The 23,422-nt window shown below is 56.4% G+C and carries 21 protein-coding genes and 1 tRNA gene; 12 read left to right on the plus strand and 10 right to left on the minus strand.

The window, feature by feature from the left end:
* Positions 1-42: 42 nt before the first annotated feature.
* A tRNA-Met gene (locus tag J0X12_RS14040) sits at positions 43-119 on the plus strand.
* Positions 120-129: 10 nt separating this feature from the next.
* On the opposite strand, the gene J0X12_RS17440 is transcribed toward J0X12_RS14040, so the two are convergent.
* Positions 130-654: a DUF305 domain-containing protein gene (locus J0X12_RS17440; protein WP_237688170.1), complete on the minus strand. Its 525-nt coding sequence runs from the start codon at positions 652-654 to the stop codon at positions 130-132.
* A gap of 304 nt (positions 655-958) precedes the next feature.
* Between J0X12_RS17440 and J0X12_RS14050 the strand changes: the two genes are divergently transcribed.
* From J0X12_RS14050 to J0X12_RS14060, 3 genes are read left to right on the plus strand one after another with little or no spacing between them, the layout of a single operon-like run.
* Positions 959-2,629, plus strand: coding sequence for an NAD-dependent malic enzyme (locus J0X12_RS14050; RefSeq protein WP_207046894.1), 1,671 nt, complete (start codon positions 959-961; stop codon positions 2,627-2,629).
* 26 nt (positions 2,630-2,655) lie between these two features.
* Positions 2,656-3,903: a hypothetical protein gene (locus J0X12_RS14055; protein ID WP_207046897.1), complete on the plus strand. Its 1,248-nt coding sequence runs from the start codon at positions 2,656-2,658 to the stop codon at positions 3,901-3,903.
* A gap of 56 nt (positions 3,904-3,959) precedes the next feature.
* On the plus strand, positions 3,960-5,537 hold the full coding sequence (locus tag J0X12_RS14060) for an FMN-binding glutamate synthase family protein (protein WP_207046899.1): 1,578 nt from the start codon (positions 3,960-3,962) through the stop codon (positions 5,535-5,537).
* On the opposite strand, the gene J0X12_RS14065 is transcribed toward J0X12_RS14060, so the two are convergent.
* Entirely contained in the window at positions 5,534-7,261 is a 1,728-nt protein-coding gene (locus J0X12_RS14065; RefSeq protein WP_207046901.1) for a chloride channel protein, read from the minus strand. The genes J0X12_RS14060 and J0X12_RS14065 overlap by 4 nt on opposite strands.
* A gap of 171 nt (positions 7,262-7,432) precedes the next feature.
* On the opposite strand from J0X12_RS14065, the gene J0X12_RS14070 reads away from it, so the two are divergent.
* On the plus strand, positions 7,433-8,422 hold the full coding sequence (locus tag J0X12_RS14070; RefSeq protein WP_207046903.1) for an endonuclease/exonuclease/phosphatase family protein: 990 nt from the start codon (positions 7,433-7,435) through the stop codon (positions 8,420-8,422).
* Between the two features lie 3 nt (positions 8,423-8,425).
* Here the strand turns inward: J0X12_RS14070 and J0X12_RS14075 are convergent, their stop codons facing one another.
* Complete coding sequence (locus J0X12_RS14075) at positions 8,426-9,418, minus strand: aldo/keto reductase (protein ID WP_207046905.1); 993 nt, start codon at positions 9,416-9,418, stop codon at positions 8,426-8,428.
* 105 nt (positions 9,419-9,523) lie between these two features.
* On the opposite strand from J0X12_RS14075, the gene J0X12_RS14080 reads away from it, so the two are divergent.
* From J0X12_RS14080 to J0X12_RS14090, 3 genes are read left to right on the plus strand one after another with little or no spacing between them, the layout of a single operon-like run.
* Positions 9,524-10,132, plus strand: coding sequence for a 2-hydroxychromene-2-carboxylate isomerase (locus J0X12_RS14080; RefSeq protein WP_207046907.1), 609 nt, complete (start codon positions 9,524-9,526; stop codon positions 10,130-10,132).
* 25 nt (positions 10,133-10,157) lie between these two features.
* Positions 10,158-10,856: a glutathione S-transferase N-terminal domain-containing protein gene (locus tag J0X12_RS14085; RefSeq protein ID WP_207046909.1), complete on the plus strand. Its 699-nt coding sequence runs from the start codon at positions 10,158-10,160 to the stop codon at positions 10,854-10,856.
* A gap of 10 nt (positions 10,857-10,866) precedes the next feature.
* On the plus strand, positions 10,867-11,307 hold the full coding sequence (locus tag J0X12_RS14090) for a YqaA family protein (protein WP_207046911.1): 441 nt from the start codon (positions 10,867-10,869) through the stop codon (positions 11,305-11,307).
* Here the strand turns inward: J0X12_RS14090 and J0X12_RS14095 are convergent, their stop codons facing one another.
* Complete coding sequence (locus J0X12_RS14095; RefSeq protein WP_207046913.1) at positions 11,308-11,721, minus strand: SH3 domain-containing protein; 414 nt, start codon at positions 11,719-11,721, stop codon at positions 11,308-11,310. It abuts the gene before it with no gap.
* Between the two features lie 466 nt (positions 11,722-12,187).
* Here J0X12_RS14095 and J0X12_RS14100 point away from each other — a divergent pair, with 466 nt between their 5' ends.
* From J0X12_RS14100 to J0X12_RS14115, 4 genes are all read left to right on the plus strand, one after another.
* Positions 12,188-12,736: a hypothetical protein gene (locus J0X12_RS14100; RefSeq protein WP_207046914.1), complete on the plus strand. Its 549-nt coding sequence runs from the start codon at positions 12,188-12,190 to the stop codon at positions 12,734-12,736.
* A gap of 103 nt (positions 12,737-12,839) precedes the next feature.
* The gene (locus J0X12_RS14105; protein WP_207046917.1) at positions 12,840-14,387 is read left to right on the plus strand and encodes a class I adenylate-forming enzyme family protein; all 1,548 of its coding nucleotides are present in this window, start codon (positions 12,840-12,842) and stop codon (positions 14,385-14,387) included.
* A gap of 25 nt (positions 14,388-14,412) precedes the next feature.
* Complete coding sequence (locus tag J0X12_RS14110; protein ID WP_207046918.1) at positions 14,413-15,633, plus strand: bifunctional alpha/beta hydrolase/OsmC family protein; 1,221 nt, start codon at positions 14,413-14,415, stop codon at positions 15,631-15,633.
* Positions 15,634-15,955: 322 nt separating this feature from the next.
* Positions 15,956-17,707: an ATP-binding protein gene (locus J0X12_RS14115; protein WP_207046920.1), complete on the plus strand. Its 1,752-nt coding sequence runs from the start codon at positions 15,956-15,958 to the stop codon at positions 17,705-17,707.
* Here the strand turns inward: J0X12_RS14115 and J0X12_RS14120 are convergent.
* The 6 genes from J0X12_RS14120 to J0X12_RS14145 all read right to left on the minus strand — a co-directional run bounded on the left by J0X12_RS14120 (position 17,704) and on the right by J0X12_RS14145 (position 23,279).
* Positions 17,704-18,414 (minus strand): GntR family transcriptional regulator, encoded by a 711-nt coding sequence (locus tag J0X12_RS14120; RefSeq protein WP_207046922.1) that lies wholly within the window; start codon positions 18,412-18,414, stop codon positions 17,704-17,706. The two genes, J0X12_RS14115 and J0X12_RS14120, sit on opposite strands and share 4 nt — an antisense overlap.
* A gap of 110 nt (positions 18,415-18,524) precedes the next feature.
* Positions 18,525-19,340, minus strand: a complete 816-nt coding sequence (locus J0X12_RS14125) for an ABC transporter permease (RefSeq protein ID WP_207046924.1) — start codon at positions 19,338-19,340, stop codon at positions 18,525-18,527.
* Positions 19,330-20,100, minus strand: a complete 771-nt coding sequence (locus J0X12_RS14130; protein WP_207046926.1) for an ABC transporter ATP-binding protein — start codon at positions 20,098-20,100, stop codon at positions 19,330-19,332. The genes J0X12_RS14125 and J0X12_RS14130 overlap by 11 nt, the downstream gene beginning before the upstream one ends.
* Before the next feature lie 7 nt (positions 20,101-20,107).
* Positions 20,108-21,142: an ABC transporter substrate-binding protein gene (locus J0X12_RS14135; RefSeq protein ID WP_207046928.1), complete on the minus strand. Its 1,035-nt coding sequence runs from the start codon at positions 21,140-21,142 to the stop codon at positions 20,108-20,110.
* Between the two features lie 98 nt (positions 21,143-21,240).
* Positions 21,241-22,371 (minus strand): N-acetylglucosamine-6-phosphate deacetylase, encoded by a 1,131-nt coding sequence (gene nagA, locus J0X12_RS14140; RefSeq protein WP_207046930.1) that lies wholly within the window; start codon positions 22,369-22,371, stop codon positions 21,241-21,243.
* On the minus strand, positions 22,368-23,279 hold the full coding sequence (locus J0X12_RS14145; RefSeq protein ID WP_207046932.1) for a glucosamine kinase nucleotide-binding domain-containing protein: 912 nt from the start codon (positions 23,277-23,279) through the stop codon (positions 22,368-22,370). Before J0X12_RS14145 ends, nagA begins: the two co-directional genes overlap by 4 nt.
* Between the last annotated feature and the right edge of the window lie 143 nt (positions 23,280-23,422).

Consider the following 23,422-nt stretch of genomic DNA (forward strand, 5'->3'; position numbering starts at 1 on the left):
ACAGATGTTCCCGCCGGCGATTGAGGCAAAAAACAAAATTAACGCGGGGTGGAGCAGCCCGGTAGCTCGTCAGGCTCATAACCTGAAGGTCGTAGGTTCAAATCCTACCCCCGCAACCAAAACAAGCAGTTACATACTTCTCGAAAAATCCGGCACCGCTCGTGTTGTCGCGGCTGTTTCTGTTGTGGCCTCGCCGTTCTGCTCGATATCCTTGATCAGCCACTCCATTTCCCTGATTTCCCGGCGTTGGGCATCAATAATACTGTCGGCAAGTTCCCGGACCCTCAAATCCTTGATGCCTGCCCGCTCACTGGTCAAGAGGGCGATGGAGTGGTGCGGGATCATGGCCCTCATATAGGAAGTGTCGTCAACGGTGATCTGGCTGCGCACAAGCCATAGCGCAAGCGCAAAGACAAGAAAACTGCCTGCATAAATACCAATATTTACAGAGGTTTTCCGATACATATTCAACATAAAACTTAACATAATTACGGTCATTACCGTGCCCATGAGGCAGGTCATGTAGAAGCGTGTTTCGCTCCAGTATAGATGGCCGGGCTCATAAGTATTGAGATACATCAGGGCAAACATGAGAGCCATCGATGTGGCAATCATGGCGATAAATTTCCAGTATTTTGCAGGGCTTTCTTTCATCCGTTTCACTCTCTTTTGCAGGCGGTGTTTGTCAATCAACGCCGGTAGAGTGCAAAAGTTCCAATGGTGGCAACGCGGGAGAAGGCCTCTAGGCTGTCAGCTGATGTCATTAAGGGGATATCCAGGCCACAGTTCCGGCTGCGATGGATGGGCGAAAAATCGAACAGCGTTTCGTCACAAAAAAATTTTCGTGCCGGGCTTTTCACCCTTGCCGCCTTGCTATCATGAAAATGACATGCCTATAGTAATAGCGACGAAAATTTAAGAATAGAATGATGCTCATAGGTGAAGCCGAAATATTGCCATGAAAGAAATATCGACGAAACATCCAGGCGGAGTGGCTCTTCTTGCGGAGCCGATCCTGAACAAGGGCACGGCGTTTTCTGTTGAGGAACGGGAGAAATACGGCCTGCTTGGCCTGTTGCCGCCGCATGTTGAAACCCTGCCGGAACAGACGGACCGCGCGTACGAGGCACTCAAGGCGAAAGACACCGATCTCGAGCGGCATATCTATCTGCGGGCACTTCAGGACACGAATGAGGTGCTTTTCTATAATCTGGTGATCAGCCATGTGGCGGAGATGATGCCGCTGATCTATACCCCGGTGGTGGGCGAGGCCTGCGAGAAATTCAGCGAGATTTACCGACGGCCGCGCGGCCTGTTTATCTCCTACCCGCAACGGGACGAGATCGACAGAATCCTCGACAACGCCATGAACGAGACGGTGAAGGCGATTGTCGTCACCGACGGGGAACGTATTCTTGGCCTGGGTGATCAGGGAACCGGCGGCATGGGCATTCCCATCGGCAAGCTTGCGCTCTATACGGCGGCGGGCGGGGTGGACCCGTCCGTGACTCTGCCGATAATCCTTGATGTCGGCACGAATAACGAGGAACGGCTTAAGGATCCGCTCTATATTGGCTGGCGCGAAAAACGCATCAGCGGCGACGACTATTTCGAGTTTGTCGACCGGTTTGTGCAGGCGGTAAAACGCAAATGGCCGAATGTCCTTCTGCAATTTGAGGATTTCGCACAAGCGCATGCGGAACCCCTGCTCGCGAAATACCGCGATGAGCTCTGTACCTATAACGACGATATTCAGGGCACGGCCGCGGTGGCGGCGGGCACCTTGCTGGCGGCCTGCAAGATGCTGGGCAAACCGCTCTCGGCCCATCATATCGCCTTTCTCGGTGCCGGGTCGGCAGGCGCGGGGATTGCCGAGCAGCTAATCCGGATCATGAAGGACGAGGGCCTGACCGACGCGGAAGCCCGCGAGCGGATCTATATGGTCGATCGCTACGGCTTGCTCCATAGTGAAATGGACGGCCTGATGGCGTTTCAGGAGCGCCTGGTCCAGGATCATGCGTCGGTAGCGTCCTGGTCGAGTTCCAGTGATGGCAGTGTCAGCCTTCTGGATGTGGTGAAGAATGGTATGCCGGGCATCCTGATTGGTGTATCGGGCCAGCATGGCCTGTTTTCCGAGCAGGTCGTTCGCGAGATGGCGAAGAATACAGAGCGCCCCATCATTTTTCCGCTCTCCAACCCGACCTCGAAGGCGGAGGCCGTTCCCGCGGATATTCTGGAATGGACCGACGGCAAGGCGCTGATCGGGACGGGGAGCCCGTTCGCTCCGGTTACCTACAAGGGGCAGGTCCATCATATTGCCCAGAGCAACAATACCTATATTTTTCCGGGGGTTGGCCTTGGCGTTCTCGCTTCCGAGGCAACACGGGTGACGGATAACATGTTCATGGCGTCATCCCAGGCGCTCGCCGATCTGTCGCCCGCGCTGAAAGACCCGGCGGCGCCCCTGTTGCCGCCTGTCTCCGATATCCGCGCCGTCAGCAGGGCGGTGGCGTTCGCGGTGGCCCGGCAGGCGGTTGCCGATAAGGTGGCGCCCGACCGGAGCGACGAAGAACTTGAACGATGTATTGACGCGGCGGTCTGGACACCCGTCTATAACAAACTCACCTGAGATACTGATTTACAGAGGGTTATTTCATGGCATTTGATTACGCGGGCTATCAGCCGAAGGGGGACAAGAAGAATTCAGAGTTCTTCAATGAATTTCGCCAGCGGATTTACGAGCGGCGCAAATCCAGCGGGATCGAGGATCTGGTCGGCAATATGAAAAGCCTGGTGATGCAGGTGGAGCCGGGGACGAGTCTCGCGACGATGATCGAGCTTTATGAGATGACACCTTACCGCCATACAGCGAGCTATATCGGTGATACCCATAAATTTCATGTGCTGCACAGCCGTCCGGTGTTTCCGGCCCTCATCCTGATGGAACCTTTGAGCGCGGCGTTCGAGGAGTATATCACCCGCGTCAACCGAATGTATCCGCTTTCGCGCGCAACCCCCCACAGCCGCTATGTCGGGGAGATCTACGAGAGCGTGAGCAATGATGAGGTCCGTAAAGCCCTTGAGGATCAGGCCGTTCGGTTCGAATATAGCGGAGAGGTGGAAAATCCCTTCTACGCGGCTGACGGGTTTCTTTTCACCATGCCGTCGGACTTCACCGGCAACCGGGTTGGTTACAGCGGCCTCAACTTCAATGATCCTGACAGCCTTGGTCTTGGTGGGCGCTATGCACTGACGGCGGCGGATCAGGCGAAGCTTGATGAGGCGGCGGACTTTGCCGAGGCTTCGGGGGTCGGGGAGCTTCTTCTCGGGGTGGATCATATGGCGACCCGTATACTCGCGGCGGATCGCGAGGATGCCATTCTCGAATTCCTCACCCAGGTGCCCTATTATTTCTGGGGCGCATACAACATCATGGACATGAATTCCTCGACCAACGTCAACCGGAACGGGTCGGTGATGGATGACAAGCTCTCCCCGGCGAAGGTATTCACGGCAAACAATACACCGTCATTCGTCAATTCCTTCGAGAACAAGCCCATGCCGACGGAGACGTTCGTACGTAACTACGGTCGGCGGATGCATCATATCGCGATCGAGGTGCAGGACGGCGATCATGCGGCGGGCGAGAAAAATGTCGATTTTGTTGTCGGTACCCTGAAGGAAAAGGGGGTGGACTTCCTCGCCCATGTGGTCGGGGAATGCAAGGATGAGCCGAACCTGAAACAGATATTCTCGAAGCATTCGAAAAACACCATCCTGATCACGGAATATGTGGAACGGTGCCACGGCTTTGACGGCTTCTTCACCAAGGATAATGTTGCCGCCCTGACCGAAGCGGCGGGACAGGACGAGCAATTCAAGCATGGACAGGTCTTCGACTGACGGGTTAATTTCAGAAACTAAAACTAAAACTAAAACAGGGACAGGGACGGCGCAAAATGGCTCGTAATATCTTTTTCGGAATATCCGCCGTAGGATTACTCCTGATATTTCTCGTGCAGTTTTTCTGGCCACCGATCCTTCACCTTCTCTGGCTGTTGGTCCCCTATATCCTGCTCGGCCTGTATGACATGCATTACGCGAACCATAATGTGTTGCGTAACTACCCGGTCGTCGGGCATTTACGCTATGCCCTTGAGTTTATCAGCCCGGAAATCCAGCAGTATTTTATCGAGACCAATGAAAGCGGACGGCCCTATAACCGGATGCAGCGCAACCTTGTCTATGCGCGCGCGAATAAAGGACTGGACACGCAGCCCTTCGGGACGCAGTGGGATATCCGCGATGTCGGTTATCAGCGGGCGAGCCATTCATTGATGCCCAAGCATGTCGCGCCGGAAAAGGCGCGCGTTCTGGTCGGGGGTCCGCAGTGCAAGAAGCCCTATAATGCCTCTCGTCTCAATATCTCCGCCATGAGCTTTGGGGCCCTTAGCCCGAATGCGATCCATGCCCTGAATGCCGGGGCAAAACGCGGCGGGTTTGCCCACAACACCGGGGAAGGGGGGCTCAGCCCCTATCATCTGGCGGGCGGCGGCGACATTGTCTGGCAGATCGGCACGGGATATTTTGGCTGCCGTACGGCAGAGGGCAATTTCGACCCCGAGAAATTTAAGGCAAATGCCAACCGTGACGTGGTCAAGATGATCGAAATCAAGCTGAGCCAGGGAGCCAAGCCGGCCCATGGCGGCGTGCTGCCCGCGGCCAAGGTGGATGAGGAAATCTCCAGAATTCGGGGCGTTCCCATGGGCAAGGATGTTCTTTCGCCACCGGCCCATTCCGCCTTCTCCTCGCCGGAAGGGCTGCTGCAATTCGTTGAGGACCTGCGCACCATGACCGAAGGCAAGCCCGTTGGGTTCAAGCTCTGTATTGGGCGCCGGAGCGAGTTTATGGGCATTTGCAAGGCCATGCTGAAAACCGGCATCCTGCCTGATTTCATCACCGTCGACGGGGCAGAGGGAGGCACCGGCGCTGCGCCGCTTGAATTTTCAAATCGTCTTGGGGTTCCCATCGATGAGGCGCTGATCTTTGTTCATAACTGCCTTGTCGGGATTGGGCTCAGAAAAGATATCCGCATCATCGCCAGCGGCAAGGTTGTCACCGGTTTCGACCTGATGGAGAAAATTGCCCTCGGCGCGGATATGTGCAATGTCGCGCGGCCGATGATGTTCGCGCTTGGCTGCATCCAGTCGCTCCGCTGCAATACAAATACCTGCCCGACCGGGATTGCCACCCAGGATCGCATTCGTGCCCGCGCCGTGGATGTCGCGACCCGGCAGGAGCATGTGGCCAACTATCACAACGCGACGATCGAGAGTTTCCGCGAGCTTCTTGGCGCCATCGGTCTGGATGACCCCGAAGACCTGACCCCGCACCATATCTATCAGCGGGTCGCGGATCACACGGAACGGGCGACAGACGAGATCTATGATTATCTCGACGAGCGGGAGCTCCTGTCAGAGACGATCCGCCCGTCCTACCGCGATGACTGGCAGAGCGCCCGCGCCGAGGCTTTCTAGGCTTTTTGCAGGATTGCCGCATCCTTCAGCGTGTTCGATATTTCCGTCACGGTGACCACCCCGACGATATCCGCCGCCATTTTGGCGTCCGGTGCGGTGGAGACAAGGGCGAATTCCGCCTTTTGATCCTTTAGCTGTTGCAGCACATCAACCATACCCAATGCCTCTGGGACAACCAGATATTTCCCCGGTGCACCGACAGAGAGGGGTTCCTCAGGCCGGCTTTTATCGACAAAGCGCTGTTCGGCGACCGAAACTCGACCCTCTCGCGTCCAGATCACGATACCGGGGCTGTCCGGGGGCGTTTCCCCTTCAGGCAGGGTCGTGAAGTTGCGTGTCATGATATCCTTGATTTCTTTTGCGGCGAGAAAGGCGGATGTCATCCCTTCCGGTACCGAACGGCCACGCCGGTTGAGCTTCAGGGTATAGATACTGGCGGGGGACAGATGACGGCGCACCGCATAGGCCGCAGCTGTTGTAAGAACCGTTGGCAGCACGGTGTTATGATCGCCGGTCATCTCCGCCAGCATCACGACGCTTGTAAAGACCGCGCCGGTAGTGGACCCGATCATCGCCGCCATCCCGGCAATCGCGAATACCGTGATCCCGACTTCAAGCCCCGGAAAGATCATATGCATGACGCTGCCGAAGGCCGCGCCAAGTGTTGCACCCATGAACAGGGACGGGGAGAACACGCCGCCGGAGGCGCCTGAACCGAGCGTTAGGCAGGTCGCGACCATTTTCAGCGCAAACAGCAGCAGCAGAAACCACGGATCGGAGAGGGCGCTTGTCAGCACATCAAGGATGGTCGCATAACCGACGCCCTGCACATAGAAGTGCCCGGCATACAGCTGCATTACATAGATCATCACTCCGACGACCGCCATGCCAAGCATGTGCCGGCTGTAATAGTTACCGGGCATCGCGTCGAACTTGTCTTCCGCCCAGTAGATCGCCCGGATGAAGACAGTCGCTGCAACACCGCAGATCAGGCCAAAGGGCAGGAACAGGATCAGGCCCCAGTTCGCGCCGATCCCGAAGTCCGGAATTTGCAGCGCCGGCACATCGAAGCTCGGGGTCATGCTCAGGAGCTGGCGGCCGATATAGGTCGCCAGAATGGTCGAGGTAACAACGAGGAGAATGCTCTGCGCGCTGACCGAGACCAGTAACAGCTCGACCGCGAACAAGATGCCGCCAAGCGGCGCGTTGAAGGTGGCCGCGATCCCGGCGCCCGCGCCAGCCGCCACCAGAATGATCCGTTGACGGGGCGGCATGGCAATCCAGCTGCCCATCATCGATCCGAAGGTCGCCCCGATCTGGATGATCGGCCCTTCGCGGCCGATGGCCCCGCCGCTACCGATGGAAAGGGCGGAGGCGAGGGATTTGACGACAACCACGACAGGCCGGATATGTCCCCCGTTATAATAGATGGCGTCCATCACCTCCGGCACGCCATGGCCCTTGGCCTCCGGCGCAAAGGTCTTGACCAGCCAGGCGACACCGACCGCCCCGATGACCGGGACAAGGATCACCCAGATGCCCCAGACATCGGTGGGGGTATGGACATTGGCATCATAATGAAGGCTGAATTGTCCAAGAAACAGAAGGTTGTGAAACAAGCCAATCAACAATCGGAATATCCAGGCACCAATACCAGCGATAACACCGATAAAGACGGCAAGCACACATAGTAACACAATACTGCGGTTTTCAGTCTCCGGCACTTACATCTCCCTTAATGCTCTGTTTTTTCGTCAACATTATATTTTGGCCTTGGAAATACAGTATTAATCCAGTTTACACACGCTAAATCTTTGGGATTTATTGTTCTTTCTGCTAATTTTTTTGAAAAAGTGCCTGCTATGTTACGCATATGTTGAGTCAGAGGAGAGAAAATGTCTGAACCCTTACCATCCTGGCGAGAGACGACCGTGCCGGTTCCTGTTGCCAGCGAGATGGAGACCCTGCGCCAGACCCTCGATCTCGATGTTCCACCAAAGCGCGACGTCAGCCGCAACCTGCTGATCGCGACCTGGAATATCAAGGCCTTTTCCTCGCTGACCGAAAAATGGCTGGCGGATGATAACGACAGCCCGAAGCGGGACTATCGCGGTCTCTGGGCAATTACCGAGATAATCTCGCGGTTTGATGTAATTGCCCTGCAGGAAATCAAGGGGGACCTGAAGGCATTACGAACAATGATGAAAACGTTGGGCCCGGACTGGCAGTTCCTGATGACCGATGTCACCCGCGGAGATGCGGGCAATAGCGAACGGATGGGATTTATTTTCGACAGCCGCCGCGTCCGGCTTTCAGGGCTTGCTGGCGAGCTGGTAATCCCTGAGGATGGAGTCATTGGCAGTGGCGCGTTGCAGAGGCAGTTTGCCCGCACGCCCTATGCGGTCAGTTTTATCGCCGGCAAGGATACCTTTATCCTGACCACCCTGCATGTGGATTTCGGCGCCGACTCCGCGGGACGCATCCCGGAACTGAAAGGCATTGCCGACTGGCTCTATGAGTGGGCCGGGCAGGCAAATGCCTACGGGCAGAACTTTATCGCGCTTGGTGATTTCAATATCGACCGTCATGGCGACGCGCTCTGGCAGGCCTTCACCAGCACGGGCCTGACTGTACCGCCGGAATTGCACGCGGTGAGAAGATCCATCTTTGCGAAAGACAACGATCCGCAGCTCAATAAATATTATGATCAGCTGGCCTGGTTCGAAAGCGGCGGCAAGCGGAAGCTCAACCTTGAATATGTGACGGCGGGCAGTTTCGATTTCGTGCCGCTCCTTTATACGGAAACGGATTTCACCAATGCCTCGAAACAGCACCGCCTGTCAGATCATTATCCGCTCTGGGCGGAGTTCAACTGCCGGAGCTGACGCCTAGCCATAGACTGCCGTCCCCCAAAGCTGGTTATGGCTATAACGGGCCCCATGGGCAAAACCGAGGGGGAGGATCTTCTCGATCTCCGCAAGGTCGGCGGCCGTAAGGTTCATGGCGTCCGCCTCCGCGCATTCCTGCATATGATCGGCACTCCGGGTGCCGGGGATCGGGATCATGTCGCCGTCCTGTGCCAGCACCCAGGCGATGGCGAGCGTTGCCGGGGAGACGCCCTTGTCGGCGGCCAGGGCGTTGAAGGGCTCGATCGCCTTCATATTGAAGGTGAAGTTCGGCTCGACAAAGCGGGGATTGTTCTTGCGGAAATCCGTGTCGGAGAAGGTTGCGGGATCGAGGGGTTTCCTGCTGAAAATACCCCGCCCGACGGGAGAGAAGGGAACGAAGGTCACGCCAAGATCCCGGCAGGCCTGAACCATGCCCAGCTCCGGCAGGCGGGTCCAGATGGAATACTCACTCTGCACCGCCATTACCGGATGGACTGCATGGGCGCGGCGCAGGGTGGCGGGCGCAATCTCGGAAAAGCCGAAACCGCCGATCTTGCCCTCCTTCTTGAACTTGACCAGGGTTTCCACCACTTCCTCGACCGGGCGGCTCTGGTCCTGCCGATGGATGTAGTAGAGGTCGACATACTCGACACCAAGACGCTTAAGTGATTTCTCAAGTTCACCGCGTAAATATGCCTCACTGTTATCAAATGTGCGTTCCGTCGCGCCGGGTTCGCGCTTGATGCCGCCCTTTGTCGCGATCTTGAAGAAATTCGGGTGATCCTTGATAAAGGCCCCGATAACTTCTTCCGATTTCCCCGCGCCATAGACATTGGAGGTATCGAGGAAATCCACCCCGAGATCCATCGCCTTGGCCAGCGTCGCATGGCTTTCCGTGATGTCCGTTGCCCCGTAAAAACCTGCAAAACTCATACAGCCAAGGCCCACAGCCCCCACCATCAGTCCGTCATTTCCAAGCGGTCGCTTCTGCATATAACAACTTCCTTTTTTTCAGCGTCTTGTTTTTTATCCAATAATGTTACTATGTTAGGATCACGGCGCAAGCGGTTAAAAAAATAAATAGAAGGGACCGACCCCATGCATAAACTTGAGTTTTTCTTTGATTGTTCCAGCCCCTGGACTTTTCTGGCTTTTGAAAGCCTGCAGCAGATGCTGACCCGTCATCCTGACCTGGAAGTCCAGTATCGGCCGTTCCTGGTGGGTGGGGTTTTCAATACCGTCAATCCCTCGGTTTATGCCTCTCGCGAGAACCCGGTGATCCCCAAGCAGCGCTATGGCAAGAAGGACCTGCAGGACTGGGCAGACTATGTCGGCATCAAGATCATTCCGGCGTCCGACCTGTCCGTTTTCCCCGTCAACAGCGTCAAGGCCATGCGCGGCGCCTTTGTCGCGATTGAAGAGGAATGCCTTGTCCCTTATGCCCGCCGGGTGTTTGAGCGGTACTGGAGCGAGGGCGCGGATATCTCGCAGGAAGAGGAACTGAACGGCATTATTGCTCATGTCGGGCTCGACAAGTTCGATTTCTACGACAAGATCAATGATCAAAAATACAAGGATATGCTGAAGGACAATACCACGGAAGTGATCGAGCGGGGCGGGTTCGGCACGCCAACGATGTTCCTCGATGGCACGGACATGTATTTCGGGAACGACCGCTTCCAGCTCATCGAAGCGAAACTAAAATAATAGCCAGTTTTCATAAGGTATTAAAATGATTGATCTTTATTACTGGCCTACACCAAACGGCTGGAAAATTTCCATCGCACTTGAGGAGATGGGGCTGGATTATCGCGTGGTGCCGGTGAATATCGGCAAGGGCGAACAGTTTGAGCCGGATTTCCTGAAAATCAGCCCCAACAACCGTATGCCGGCCATCATCGACCAGGACCCGGCGGATGGTGGGGAGCCGATTTCCGTTTTCGAGACCGGGGCGATTCTCATTTATCTTGCCGAAAAGTGCGGCAAATTCCTGCCGAGCGACCTTCGCGGCCGGAAAGAGGTGATCGAATGGGTGATGTGGCAGATGGGCGGCCTTGGCCCGATGCTCGGTCAGAATGGGCATTTCAAGTTCTATGCGCCCGAAAAAATTCCTTACGCGCAGGAACGCTACTCCACCGAGGTACTCCGGCTCTTTGACGTGCTGAATTCCCGGCTGGAAGGGCGGGACTATATCTGCGGGGAATATTCCATCGCCGATATGGCCTGCTGGCCGTGGATCATCACCTATAAACGTCAGGAGATTGACCTCGGCGAGTTTCCCAATATCCGCCGCTGGTATGACAATCTGAAAACCCGTCCGGCACTCCGGCGCGGCTATGAGGTCGGGCGGGAGTTGAGCAAGCCGACCGGGAAATGGAGCGAGGAATCGCGCAAACACCTGACGGCGCAACGCCGACCCAACAGGGGCTGACCGGCCCGCGATGACGGCGGCCGTCGCCTATGCGAGCCTGTTCGTCAGCGCGTTTCTCTCCGCAACGCTGTTTCCGGGAACATCGGAGGCGGCGTTTGCGTTGCTGTTGAGTGACGGAATCGGTGCCCCCGTTTGGCTCTTCGTTGCGGCCGTGGCGGGGAATGTGCTGGGGTCAGTGGTAAACTGGTTCCTCGGTCGGTTCTTCGCTAAGTTCCGGGACCGGCGATGGTTTCCGATCAAGGAAATACATTATGCCCGCGCAGTCCGTTGGTTCGACACATACGGAAAATGGTCGCTATTGCTGGCATGGGCACCAATAATCGGCGATCCGCTCACCATCGTTGCCGGCGCCCTTCGCGTGCATTTCGGATTCTTTTTGCTGCTGGTGACCCTGGGTAAATCAGCGCGGTACCTGTTTATTCTTCAGGCCGCGCTCATTTGGATGGGCTAGTTAGTCCGGGCGGTCGGCCTCAAGATACTGGCCGGCGGTCCAGCCAACCATGCCGTTATACTGGATATTGCACCATTTCCGCCGGGTCTCGACCTTGCGAACGGCCGTCGTGGAGTTGCGCCATTCCAGATAGGGCATCCCCACATGGCAGCCCAAATTGACAATCCCGTCCGTCTCGGCGGGAAGGGCGCCAATTTTCTTGGCCTTGATGGAGGGGTCTTTCCGGACATTCAACGTTGCGCCCGGTTTCATCTTGACCCGGAAAAATTCGGGGTGGTCCACATCCGCCTGCGCCGTAGAGGCGAGGGGGGCTATCAGGACACTCAGGGCCGCTGCCATAACGCCCATGCGGAGAGAAGTTTTAATGGTGGAAATCGCCTTCATTGCGACAAATACATCCTGTCTATAGCTCACGTCACACCTCATCTGGCTAGTAATCTAAATCGACACTTGCAGATGATCAACAAAAGTTATTAAAAAACGGTTGTTAAGAAAGGTTAAGAATTTATGAAATGTGCCCGCCGGGACGATAATGTGATTGTCGGCACAGAAATTTTCCACGGATATCTTTAACCAGACGCCCATATCCGGCCGGTCTTTTCCGGCTTTTTAGTTAACCATAGTCAACGTGAATTTTGTTAAGTACCGGTTTAGACAAAGAGAAATCCGGACCGGATGGTAAATTTTTCCAGCGCTAATTCCGATATGGAGAAATATGTTTTAATGCATTGATTTTTATTAAAAATTTTTTGTTTATTTTTTTTGGTTTATCCCCCGTATGGGGTATGCGATGGCCTTTCTCCTTCGATACTCTTATCACATTGAAAGTCCATCAGGCGTCATGAAAATGGCCCTGCCAGACAATTTTTTGGATATTGAAATGTCATTTAACGAGATTGGCGAGGATATACTTTTTGCGGGGGATGAAAGCGACACGCTGTTCATTTCCTCGGTTGAGTATAATCATGAAGCCGCAGAAACGATTAAGAATTTCTCTTACATGCTCGGCGACGAGGGGGAGGAGTTCCACACGGATTCCGCTGTCCTTAACGACGATACAGTCGACGTTGCGGGCCTCATTAATAGTGAGGAGACTCTTCTCGATCTTGATCAGATTATCGCCGCGACCATGCCCGAAGAGACAGGTGCATTGCCGGCGTTCTCTTTGGAGACAGTTATGCCCGACTTCACCGAGAATGGCATTAACCTTGATCAGCTTTTTGATGTCATGCGGATTAGCACAGACTGCTCCTATACCGAGACTCCCGATCTTTTGACCGCAATGTCGACTTCAACCGATTATGACGGCCAGCAGGAAGGAACCCTGTTTGATAGTTCCAGCCTGCCTGTCTCTGCGCTCGACAGCCTTGGCCCCCATGCCGGGATCGATGATATGTTCAATACACTGGTTATCAGCGACGAAAGCTGAGCGGCGAGGGTCTTGCTGTTGAACTAGTCACGTCACATTGACTTTGACGGCGCCTCCGGTTCGGTTATCATTCTCCTAAATTAGAATAAAAAAAGGGGGAAAAATGACCGCAATCGACGATACCAACGTATTCCTGCCCGACCTCTGGCATACCCACGCCACCTTCAGCCCGGATAAAGATGCCCTGATCTGCGGTAATATCCGCCGTTCCTGGGGAGAGTTCGACAAGAATATGAGCCGGATCGCCAACGCGCTGATGGCCCGCGGGATCGGCCGGGGCGACAAGGTCGCGGTGCTGGTCAGCAACAATATTGAGGCGGTGGAGATTATCTACGGTGTGACGCGGGCCGGTGCCTGCGTGGTGCCGCTCAGCGGGTTACTGACGGCGGAACAGCTCGCCGTCCTGATTGACGACTGCGACGCCTCCTTCCTGATTGCGACCAACAGCTATCTTGAACGGATCGAGACGATCCGGGACAGGCTCACCAAAATTGACGCCGGGAATTTTATCGCGGCAGACTTCCGGGCCGAGGGCTGGGTGGAATTCGTGCATTTTCTTGAAAATGCTTCCGATCAAATGCCGACGGTTGATTACCGGCTTGAGGATGACTTCAACATCATCTACAGCTCCGGCACGACGGGGCTGCCGAAGGGGATTGTCCAGACCCACCGGGCGCGGCAGCACTGGTCCTACAGCAACGCGCTTGAACTACGCTTTCACAGCGATGCCCGGGCGATGACGACAACCTCCCTTTATTCCAACGGCACCTGGTTGATGATGCTGCCCGTGCTGTTTGTTGGCGGCACGCTGGTGATCCTGCCGGAATTCAGCCCGGAGGCGTTCCTGAAAACGGCGGTTGAGCATAAGATCACCCATACCTTCATGGTCCCGACACAATTTATCGTCACCCTCGATCACCCGGAATTCGATGACTACGACCTTGGCCATCTTGAGACGGTTCTCTGCGCGGGATCACCGCTCCGTCCGGATACGAAAGCGGACGTCCTCAAGCGTTTGACGCCCAACCTGGTTGAGCTTTATGGTTGTTCGGAGGGATTTGGCTCCATGTGCAAGCCCCATATGCATGCCATCAAGCCGGGCAGCGTTGGCCTGCCGGTGCTGGGCTTCGATCTCAAGATCTTCGATGATGACGGCAAGGAACTGGCACGCGGGGAGTCCGGTGAGATTTGCGGCTATGGCGCGGGCATGATGAAGGCCTATTACAAGCGCGAGGAACAGACAGCGGAAATCATCGTCAAGGACAGGCATGGGCGGTCCTTCCTCCGGTCGGGTGATATTGGCCGTATCGACGAGGATGGTTATCTCTATATCATGGACCGCAAGAAGGACATGATCATCTCGGGCGGGTTCAATATCTTCCCGACGGATATCGAGACGATCATCGGGGAGCATCCGGATGTCCTCGACGTCACCGTGATCGGCATCCCCCATGAAAAATGGGGAGAGACCCCGCTCGCGCTCATTATTGGGCGGAAAGGTCTTGAGGATACGGCGGAAATTGTGAGCTGGGCCAATAACCGTCTTGCCAAGAGCCAGCGGATCATCGACGCGGAACTGCGCGACGAATTCCCGCGCAATGCCCTTGGCAAGGTGGTCAAACGTGAACTCAGGGATCCCTACTGGAAGTGATCCCCAACCGGAGAAGGAGAGGCAGATGCGCTCGGAAAAAGTGATGTTCGAAGGGACCAGTGGTCAACTGGCGGCACGGCTGGATCTGCCAGTCGGCGCACCGTTGATGTATGCGCTGTTCGCCCATTGCTTCACCTGCTCGAAGGAAGTGTTCGCCGCCTCACGCGTCGCCGGTGCCCTTGCCAATCTCGGCATCGCCACGCTGCGGTTTGATTTTACCGGCCTCGGGGAGAGTGACGGGGAATTCGAGAATACCAATTTCACCTCCAATATCGCCGATCTCCTCTGTGCGGCGGAATTTCTCGCGGAGAAATATGAGGCCCCGAAACTGCTGATCGGTCACAGTCTGGGCGGGGCAGCGGTGCTGGCGGCCGCCTCTGAGATACCGGATGCAAAAGCCGTGGCCACCATCGGCGCGCCTTTCGATCCGGCCCATGTCGGGCAGCATTTTGTTGACCAGCATGAGAAGATAAAGAAAGAGGGAGTCGTCAAGGTCGACATCGGCGGGCGACCCTTTAATGTCAGCCGCCAGTTCCTGGAGGATATCGAGGACCAGAAGCAGGCGGACAAGCTCGGCAAGCTGCGCAAGGCCCTGCTGGTCTTTCATAGCCCCATCGACAATGTGGTCGGGATCAATAACGCCACCAATATTTTCGTCGCCGCCAAGCATCCGAAAAGCTTTATCTCGCTCGACAAGGCCGATCACCTGCTCAGCCGCAAGCAGGATTCCCAGTATGTTGCAGAAGTGATCGCGAGCTGGGCGAAACGCTATATTCCCGATCTTTCCCGCTCGTTGCCCAAGACGGGCCTGCGGGCCGGGGAGGGGGATACCCTGGTCATCGGGGCGCCGCCTGAGAAATTCCTGCAATATGTCGACAGCAGCGGGCACTCCCTGCTTTCCGACGAACCGCTCGACTATGGCGGTACAAACCGCGGGCCTTCGCCCTATGACCTGCTGCTGTCCGGCCTTGGGGCCTGCACCTCCATGACCATCAGGATGTATGCGGATCGCAAGAAATGGCCGCTCGAGAATGTCGCCGTGCGGCTCAGCCACAAGAAAATTCACGCAAAAGACTGCGCCGATTGCGAGGAAAAGACCGGCAAGATCGATGTGATTGACCGGGAAATAGAACTTACCGGCGAATTATCCGACGAGCAGAAGGACCGCCTGATGGAAATCGCCGATCGCTGTCCGGTGCATCAGACCCTGCATTCCGAAGTAAAAATCAACACGGTCATGGCGTGATGGTGGGGCTCGGCTCATGTGCCCGGCGCCGGCTTGAGGGCGGCTTCTGATATCCGGTGCAGGGATCAGGTCGTTCTTTTATCGAAAAAATGCGAGTAAACCGATTCAATCATAGTTTCGCCATGATTGTATTGGATACTTGTAAAATGGGTAAAAATTTATAAAAAAGCATCATAAATGCCACAGAATAAACCCATCTGAAAATTCCTTCTGCCGAGATCATCGCAAATTAACGATATATTAATAATTTCCTGTGAAATTATCTATAGGACCATTGTGACCATCGTTTTTGTATTGAGTATCGATGTAAGGAATTTTTCACGTGACGGAGCATTTTCATAGGAATTTCGGGGTTATTCTCGCCTTTTTGGCGGCGCTTTTTGCCTTGCTTTTTTTCTGGACCTATCAGGTTTATACGGTGAATGCACCGGCCCGTTGGCTGGACGCGGACCAGCATTTCAGCGCCACCACCAATAACAGCGAACAGGTGATGAGCCTTGTCGGTTTCCACAATATGGTCCACAACTATAAAGATTATTTAATTCGGGGAAATATTGAGGACAAAAACCAGTTCTTCACCCATTTCGATGATGCCCGCGAAGAGTTGCAAATCCTCCGGGCGCATTTTGGGGAAGCTGTCGAGACGGAAATCGCGGCAATTGACGCGACGCTCCGCGATTATTTCGTGTCCATTAACCGCGTCGATCAACTGCGCGAAGAGGGCAAGTCCATTGCCGAGATCGACAGTGCCATCTCTATCAATGATAAACCTGCGTTCGACGCCTTTCGTAAAATCCTTGATCTCTATGAAAAAGAGAAAGCGGAAGTCCGCACGCTGGTCCTCGGGGCGATGGATCAGGACCGCAATAACCTGCAGTCTCTCTACACCACTCTGCTGGCGATCGGCCTGCTGCTGACCATTGCGGTCGTGATGGGATTGCGGTTTGAGTATCTGAAGCGCCGCGCGCTCCAGGAGAAATCTGAAACCAAGTCACTTCTGGAAGGGTTCCTCGACTATTCGACCGTGCCGTTCCTCCTTGCCGGACCGGACAAGATCATCCGCCACTGCAACAAAGCCGCGGCGCGCCTTCTGGAAACCAAGCCCGGCAATCTCGTCGGCGCCTCCCTCACGCAGATTATCGATGCCGACCTGCCACGCAGCGAGGTGCAGTCTTTCGAAAACGGGCGGGCCAGCCGGATCAGCACGGTGATCGAGCTGCAAAGCGGCCGCAAGTTGCCGGTGCGCGCCGATTTTTCCACCAACCGGGACGGCACCATGCGGATCGTCGCCCTGTTCGACCAGAGTTCCGAACTCAAGATCCGCGAGCGGATCCTGTTTGAGGCGGAGCACAAGCTGACCAACGATACCATCGACGGCAGCCTTTCCATACGCCGGGATATCCAGAAGTTCAATGAACTGGTGGCGGAGTTTGCGGCGCATATTGGAGAGGACAAGAAGGACTTTGCCCGCAGGGCGCTTGAAATCGCGGAATCCCTCAAAACTGATGTTTCCGATTTCGTGTCGCGGGCCAACCCGGTGACCGAAGGGCGCCTTGCCGTCAATCTCGACGGACCGGTGACGCAGAAGATCAGCCAGACAATCGCTGACACGTTGGAGAAGTTCAACACGGTTATCCAGGACAAGCAACTGATGTTCAACTGGGTCAACCATGTACCGGAGGGGCGCGAGATAGATTTTCCCGCGCAGCTGCGCCGGATCCTGGACAACCTCGTCAGCAACGCCATCAACTACACGAAAACGGGTGGGGCGATCAAGATCACCACCTCGCTGGAGGGAGAGCGGCTGATGCTGAAAATCGAGGATACCGGCATCGGGATCGAGGAAGAGGATATTCCACGCATCTTTGAACGTGGCGTGCGGATGAAGAATGCCGCGCAGATGTGCGGCGGTCTCGGTATCGGCCTCTATTCGGTGCAGGAAACCTTGCGCAATCTCGGTGGGGAGATCACTTGCACGTCCTATGCAGGGATTGGCTCTGATTTCGTGGTCAAGATTCCCATGAGCCAGCAGCCGGGGACGTTAAGCCTCGTGACCACGGCATCCGCCTCCTAGAGGCGGGTCACACCCTTCTCCCTGAGGGTGTCGGCGATCTGGGCGCTGAGCCATTTGCTATGCTCGAGGTAACAGTCGCGTGCAGCCTTCTCATTGGCCGCGAGCAGGAACGTCTTGATCTCGTTATGATCCCGGAGACAGCGGTCCCGATGCTCCGGCCCGATATGGCGCAGGGCCTCAAAATTGGCGCGCTGTATGACATCACGGAAGGACAAGCCAATCTCCTGCAGCTTGGCGTTCCCGTTCAGGATAAACAGGCTGCGGTGAAATCTCTCGTCCGCGTCGGCCCAGGCGTCCTCGTCCGCACTCCGGAGCGCGGTTTCCTCTCCCGACAGCGCATACAGCAGCGGCATGATATCCGTTCGCGACAGCCGCCGCGCACAGATATTGCCGATCGCCTGCAGCTCCAGCCCGGCGACGACCTGATGATATCCTGACAACTCTTCCGCGCTGAGGGCGAGAATGCGGATTCCGCGCTTGGGCACGATCTCCACCACCTTCTCGGTCTGCAGACGCAGCATCGCCTCCCGGATCGGGGTCCGGCTCATATTCAGTTGACGCTCGATCTCGGGAATATTGATAAAGCTGTCGAGCGGTATTTTGCCCGCGTTGATCTCCGCCTTGATGGCCGAATAGGCCATGTCGGTCAGCGATTGCTTTCGCGGCACCAGGGACGGGCGCACTTTATATTGCAGGGCAGTTGTCATAATGTGCCAAGTCTGCCACCGGGATGGTTGAAAAACAGTTAATTATGCGCCGGCTTTATCGGATTTTCCTAAAAATTATCCGGAATTTTCGGACCCATCTGAAAAACGCGTTAGGCGCGCCATTTCAGGAAGTATTTCTCGGCCCGCCCAATGATCCAGGCGAAAATCAGCCCGAGACAGGAAAGAATGGCAACGCCGGTAATCAGCTGGTCCGTCGCCATCAGGCTGCCGGCGATCAGGATATAGGCGCCGATCCCGTATTCCGCCGCGATCATTTCCGCCGCAACCAGCAGGATGATGGCGATGGCCGCGGAAATCCGTGTGCCGGAAAGAATGGCGGGCAGGGCGCCCGGCAGGATGACCTTGCGGATGATCGACATTCGCGTAAGGCCGAAGGACTGGCCCATGCGGATCAGGCCGCGGTCCACATTGTCGATGCCGCCATAGGTCGCGATAACCGTCGGGAAGAAGGTGCCGAACAGGATGGTAGCAACCTTTGATCCCTCGCCAATGCCGAACCAGATGATGAACAGCGGCAGAAGCGCGATTTTCGGGATCGGGAAGATCGCCGAGACAAGCGGTTGCAGGCCCGACCGGGCAATCGAGAACAGCCCGATCAGGGTGCCGACAATGATGCCGAGCATGGTGCCCGAGAACCAACCGATCAACAGCCGCTGCAGCGAGGCTGCGAGATGCTGCCAGAGAAGCCCCGTGTTCACGAGGTTCATGAAGGCCTCGAACGCCTCCGACGGGGCAGGCAGGATCAGCGGGCTGATAAAGCCGGTGCGACATCCCCATTCCCAGAAGGCGATCAGGCCGATAAAGACGATGGGCGCGACAATTTTCTTGGGACGCGGCAAGAAGCCGCCACCCCGGAAGGGAACCGGTTTTCCGGTCAGTGTGTCTTCGACGGATTTATCGCTCATCCACAAGCTCCATATCGGCGGCGCGGGCCTCATCGCGCATCAGGTTCCAGAGACGTTTCTGAATGGCTTCCAGCTCCAGATTTTCACTGGTCCGGTCACTTAGCGGCATGGCAATCTCGACGATATCGCGGATTTCTCCGGGACGGCGGGACAGCACGACAATCTTGTGGCCGAGCCGGACCGCTTCCGCAAGGTTATGGGTGACGTAGGCGGCGGTATAGTTTTCCTTCTCCCAGAGATCGACGAGATCATCCATGAGAAGCTCCCGCGTCTGGGAATCGAGGGCGGACAGCGGCTCATCCATCAGCAGGACGGCGGGCCGGACGGAGAGGGCGCGGGCAATGGCGACGCGCTGTTTCATGCCGCCGGACAGCTGCCGGGGATAGGCCTTCCTGAAATCGCTCAGTTTCGTGCGGGCAAGCACATCGGCAATGATCTCCTCGCGGGCGGCGGCATCGAGGGGGTGGTTCTCCAGCACGAGGCTGATATTCCCCTCCACCGTGCGCCAGGGAAGGAGCGCGAAATCCTGGAAGATATAGGTAAGCGGGTTGAGGCAGTCTGCCGGCGGATCGCCGAGTTGCAGCACCTCGCCCGACGCGGGGCGCTCCAGCCCGCCGATCATGCGGAGCAGGGTTGACTTCCCGCAGCCGGACGGCCCGATGATGCAGACAATCTGCCCCTGCTTGATATCAAGATTGATATCGCGAAGGACCTCAACCTCATCGTAACGGTGCGTGATATTGCGAAGATTGAGGTCCATCGGCTGATCAGAACGTCTCGACGAAGTTACTGTTGACCAGCGTCTCGATCGTGATGTCTTCCTTGACAAGGCCTTCCGCCTTGAACCAGTCAAGCTGGTCCTGAATATTCGTCAGGTTAAGGGCAGCGTCCTTGTTGACGCGCATCGCACCGTTGCGGATGGACGGGCCGGCCTTTTCGATCGGCTGGTCGGCATACACATATTTATGGATCAGTGCCACCATGGCGGTGGCACCTTCCTCGCCTTCGCTCTTGTCGACAAGGGCGGCATTGAAGTCATCCGCGCCCCTGGAGAAAGCTTTGAGGAAGCGCTTGGCGAGGTCGGGCTTGGTCTCGGCAATTTCAGTCGAGGTAAAGACCGTCGTTACCTGATAGTCGGGGATATAGTCGGCAACCATACCGATCTGCATAACGGCGCCGCCTTTCAACAGGGCCTTGGCGATATGCGGCACGATGGTCCAGCTGTCGACCTGTCCGGATTTGAGCGCCCCGATAACCGCGCCAACCTTCTGCAGCGGTACAAGCTTCATGTCCGCGGTGGAGAACCCTTCCTTCTCGGCGATCTTGGAGGCCATATAATGGAAGGAGGAGCCGGCCTGCGTGATGCCGAAGCTCCGGCCTTTCAGTTTTTCCGGGCTGGTGATGCCCTCATCATAGGCCGCCTTGGAGACGAGAATGATCTGGCCGTCAATGCCGGGCTCTTCCTGCAACGCGCCACCAATCACCTTGATCGCGCCCTTTTCCGCGAGGTTGATCAATCCGCCGGAAATCGCAGTGATGCCGAAATCCACATCACCCGAGGCAATGGCAACGGCCATCGGCTGTGCAGCCTGGAAGAACTTGAACTCGACTTCCAGACCTTCGTCCGTGAAATAGCCTTTCTCGAATGCGACGAAGCTCGGCGCATGCGAAGTGAAGCGGAGCGCGCCGACCGTGATCTTGTCTGCGGCAGCAGCGGTGAGGGCGGTGCCCCCGAAGGCAGTGAGGGCCACAAGGCTGCCCAGAACCGCTTTTTTAAACGACCGTCTTGATAGCGACATCATGGAATTATTCCTCCCGAAAGGACTGATATAGGTGTCTTGAAAATTTGGCCTCTATCTACGAGGTTAAGCCGCCGCGAGTCAATTCATAAACTGCGGCTCTATTGCCCGGCAATCCAGCTTTTCTCGACCTGAAATTTCTGATTGAGACAGACAATATCAGCGCGGTAGCCTCTGGCGATCAGGCCATGAGATCGAGAGAGTCCGAGGAACTCCGCCGGAACTGCCGTCGCCATCTGGATGGCCTCCTCCAGCGGAAGGTCCAGCAGGGTAACGGCATTGCGAACAGCCGACGTCATATCAAGGGCGGAGCCGGCCAGTGTTCCATCCTTGGTGGTCAAGCGACCATCCTTGAGGGTGATTTCCCTATTCCCCAACATCAGGCGGGTTGCCTGGGTGTCGATGGTGGACATGGCGTCGGTGACCAGCATCATGCGATCGAGGCCCTTCGCCGCGATGGCAACTTTCAAGGTTGCCGGATGGACATGATACCCGTCATTGATAAAGCCGCAGTAACAGTCGGAGCAGGTGAGGGCCGCCCCGATCAGGCCGGGTTCGCGACTCTCCATCGGGGGCATGGCGTTATAGAGATGGGTAACGCCGGTCAGGCCCGCGGCAATAGCAGCCTGCATTTCGTCGAAACTGGCGGTGCTATGTCCGGCGGAGACATGCACGCCTTTTTCCGATAGCTCCCGAATAATGGTGGTTGGCACTTTTTCAGGCGCAAGAGTGACGAGCACCTTGCCGAGATCGCCCGCGGTCACCAGATCGACAAAGCGGTCATCGACGGTGCGGATATGCACCTCCTCATGGACGCCCTTACGCGCCGCATTCAGATAGGGGCCTTCAAAATGTAGGCCGAGAATACCGGGCATGCCTGTCGCGATTGCCTCCCGGATCAGGCCTGCAACCCGTTCCATCGTCTCCCAGCTATCGGTGATCAGGGTCGGCAGCATCGCCGTGGTGCCGTACTTTCGGTGGGCGGCGGCAATGGTTGCGATATCGGCGAGGGATTTCGCCTCGTTCAGCAGTATCCCGCCGCCGCCATTCACCTGCGTATCGATAAAACCGGGGACGAGGCGCCGTCCGTCAAGATTTTCACATTCATAGTCAGCCGGGCATTCCGCTTCCCGGCAGATACCGGCGATCTGTCCATCCTCGATCAAAAGCGCGAGTTCATCCTGCCAGCTATGGCCTGTCAGGATTTCCGCGTTCATGAGTGCCTTTTTCATATGCGAACCTTTCCGGTCTTGTTGATAAGCCCGGTCCGGTTGTTGATCAGCCGGAGCGCCCCGTCAAAAACGTCCCCCCGGGCTTGCGCCTCATAGCGGCCATAGGCCTTGTCGAGCCAGGGTCGGATCGGTTCGGCAAAGCCGCCGATATGGTGAATCTCGCCCACGCCCCGCTTGACGAGCGCGCGGATAAGCTGGTTGACCTCCTTGGCGACGGTAAGCACAAGGTTCTTTGCGACCTCATCTTCCGCATGGGCATGTTCAATGACGATGGCGGCAAGCGCCCCGTAATCAGCGGGCTTCGCCGTGCGTGCCCAACGGGACACCTCCGCCGGATGGATCCCGACCTCGGCCAGCAGTTTCTTGCAGAAAGGTGAGGAGGGAAGAATATTGTCATAGGCCTGCAACGCGCGGCGGACAGCAAGATGCCCCAGGCGGGCGCCCGACCCCTGGTCAGACACCGGAAAGCCCCAGCCGCCAATATAGAATTTTTCCTTCCCTTTGACCGCGAAGCCACAGGATCCGGTGCCGGTGATCAGCAGGCCGCCATCCCCACCGGCGAAGGCGCCCAATTGGGCGACAAAGGCATCCGTTTCCGCCGTCATGGAGGCGAAGGGGTGAGGCGTGCGCAGAAACTCCTTGCGCCGTTCAGTCTCGACCAGGCCTGCCATGGCGAAGCCGGCATGCAGGCGGGAAAGCGGGATTGTCGGTCCGTCCAGCTTGGCCAGCGCATCGCGGGTCGCACGGAAAATCTCACTCAGCACGGCTTCCAGGCCAAGCGAGGCATTGGCGGGGCCGCCCCAACCCTCGCAGAGCAGTTGGCCATCCTCATCAAAAAGCCGCACCCGGCAACTGGTGCCGCCACAATCCGCCGCCAGATAAACAGGTGTTTCATCGGATGCTTTCATGAAGTGCCGCTAGCCTCCCTAACTTAAAGAAAATTCTTATTCCCTTTGTTCCAAAATGAAATTCGGTCCCGGGCTTTGTGTCTATAGTATTGCGCTAAGTAACAGCCTGCAATGGCGCCATTGGGAAAAGTAGGGCAGGGTCC

The organism is Sneathiella sedimenti, from assembly GCF_017313765.1.
Lineage (GTDB): Bacteria > Pseudomonadota > Alphaproteobacteria > Sneathiellales > Sneathiellaceae > Sneathiella > Sneathiella sedimenti.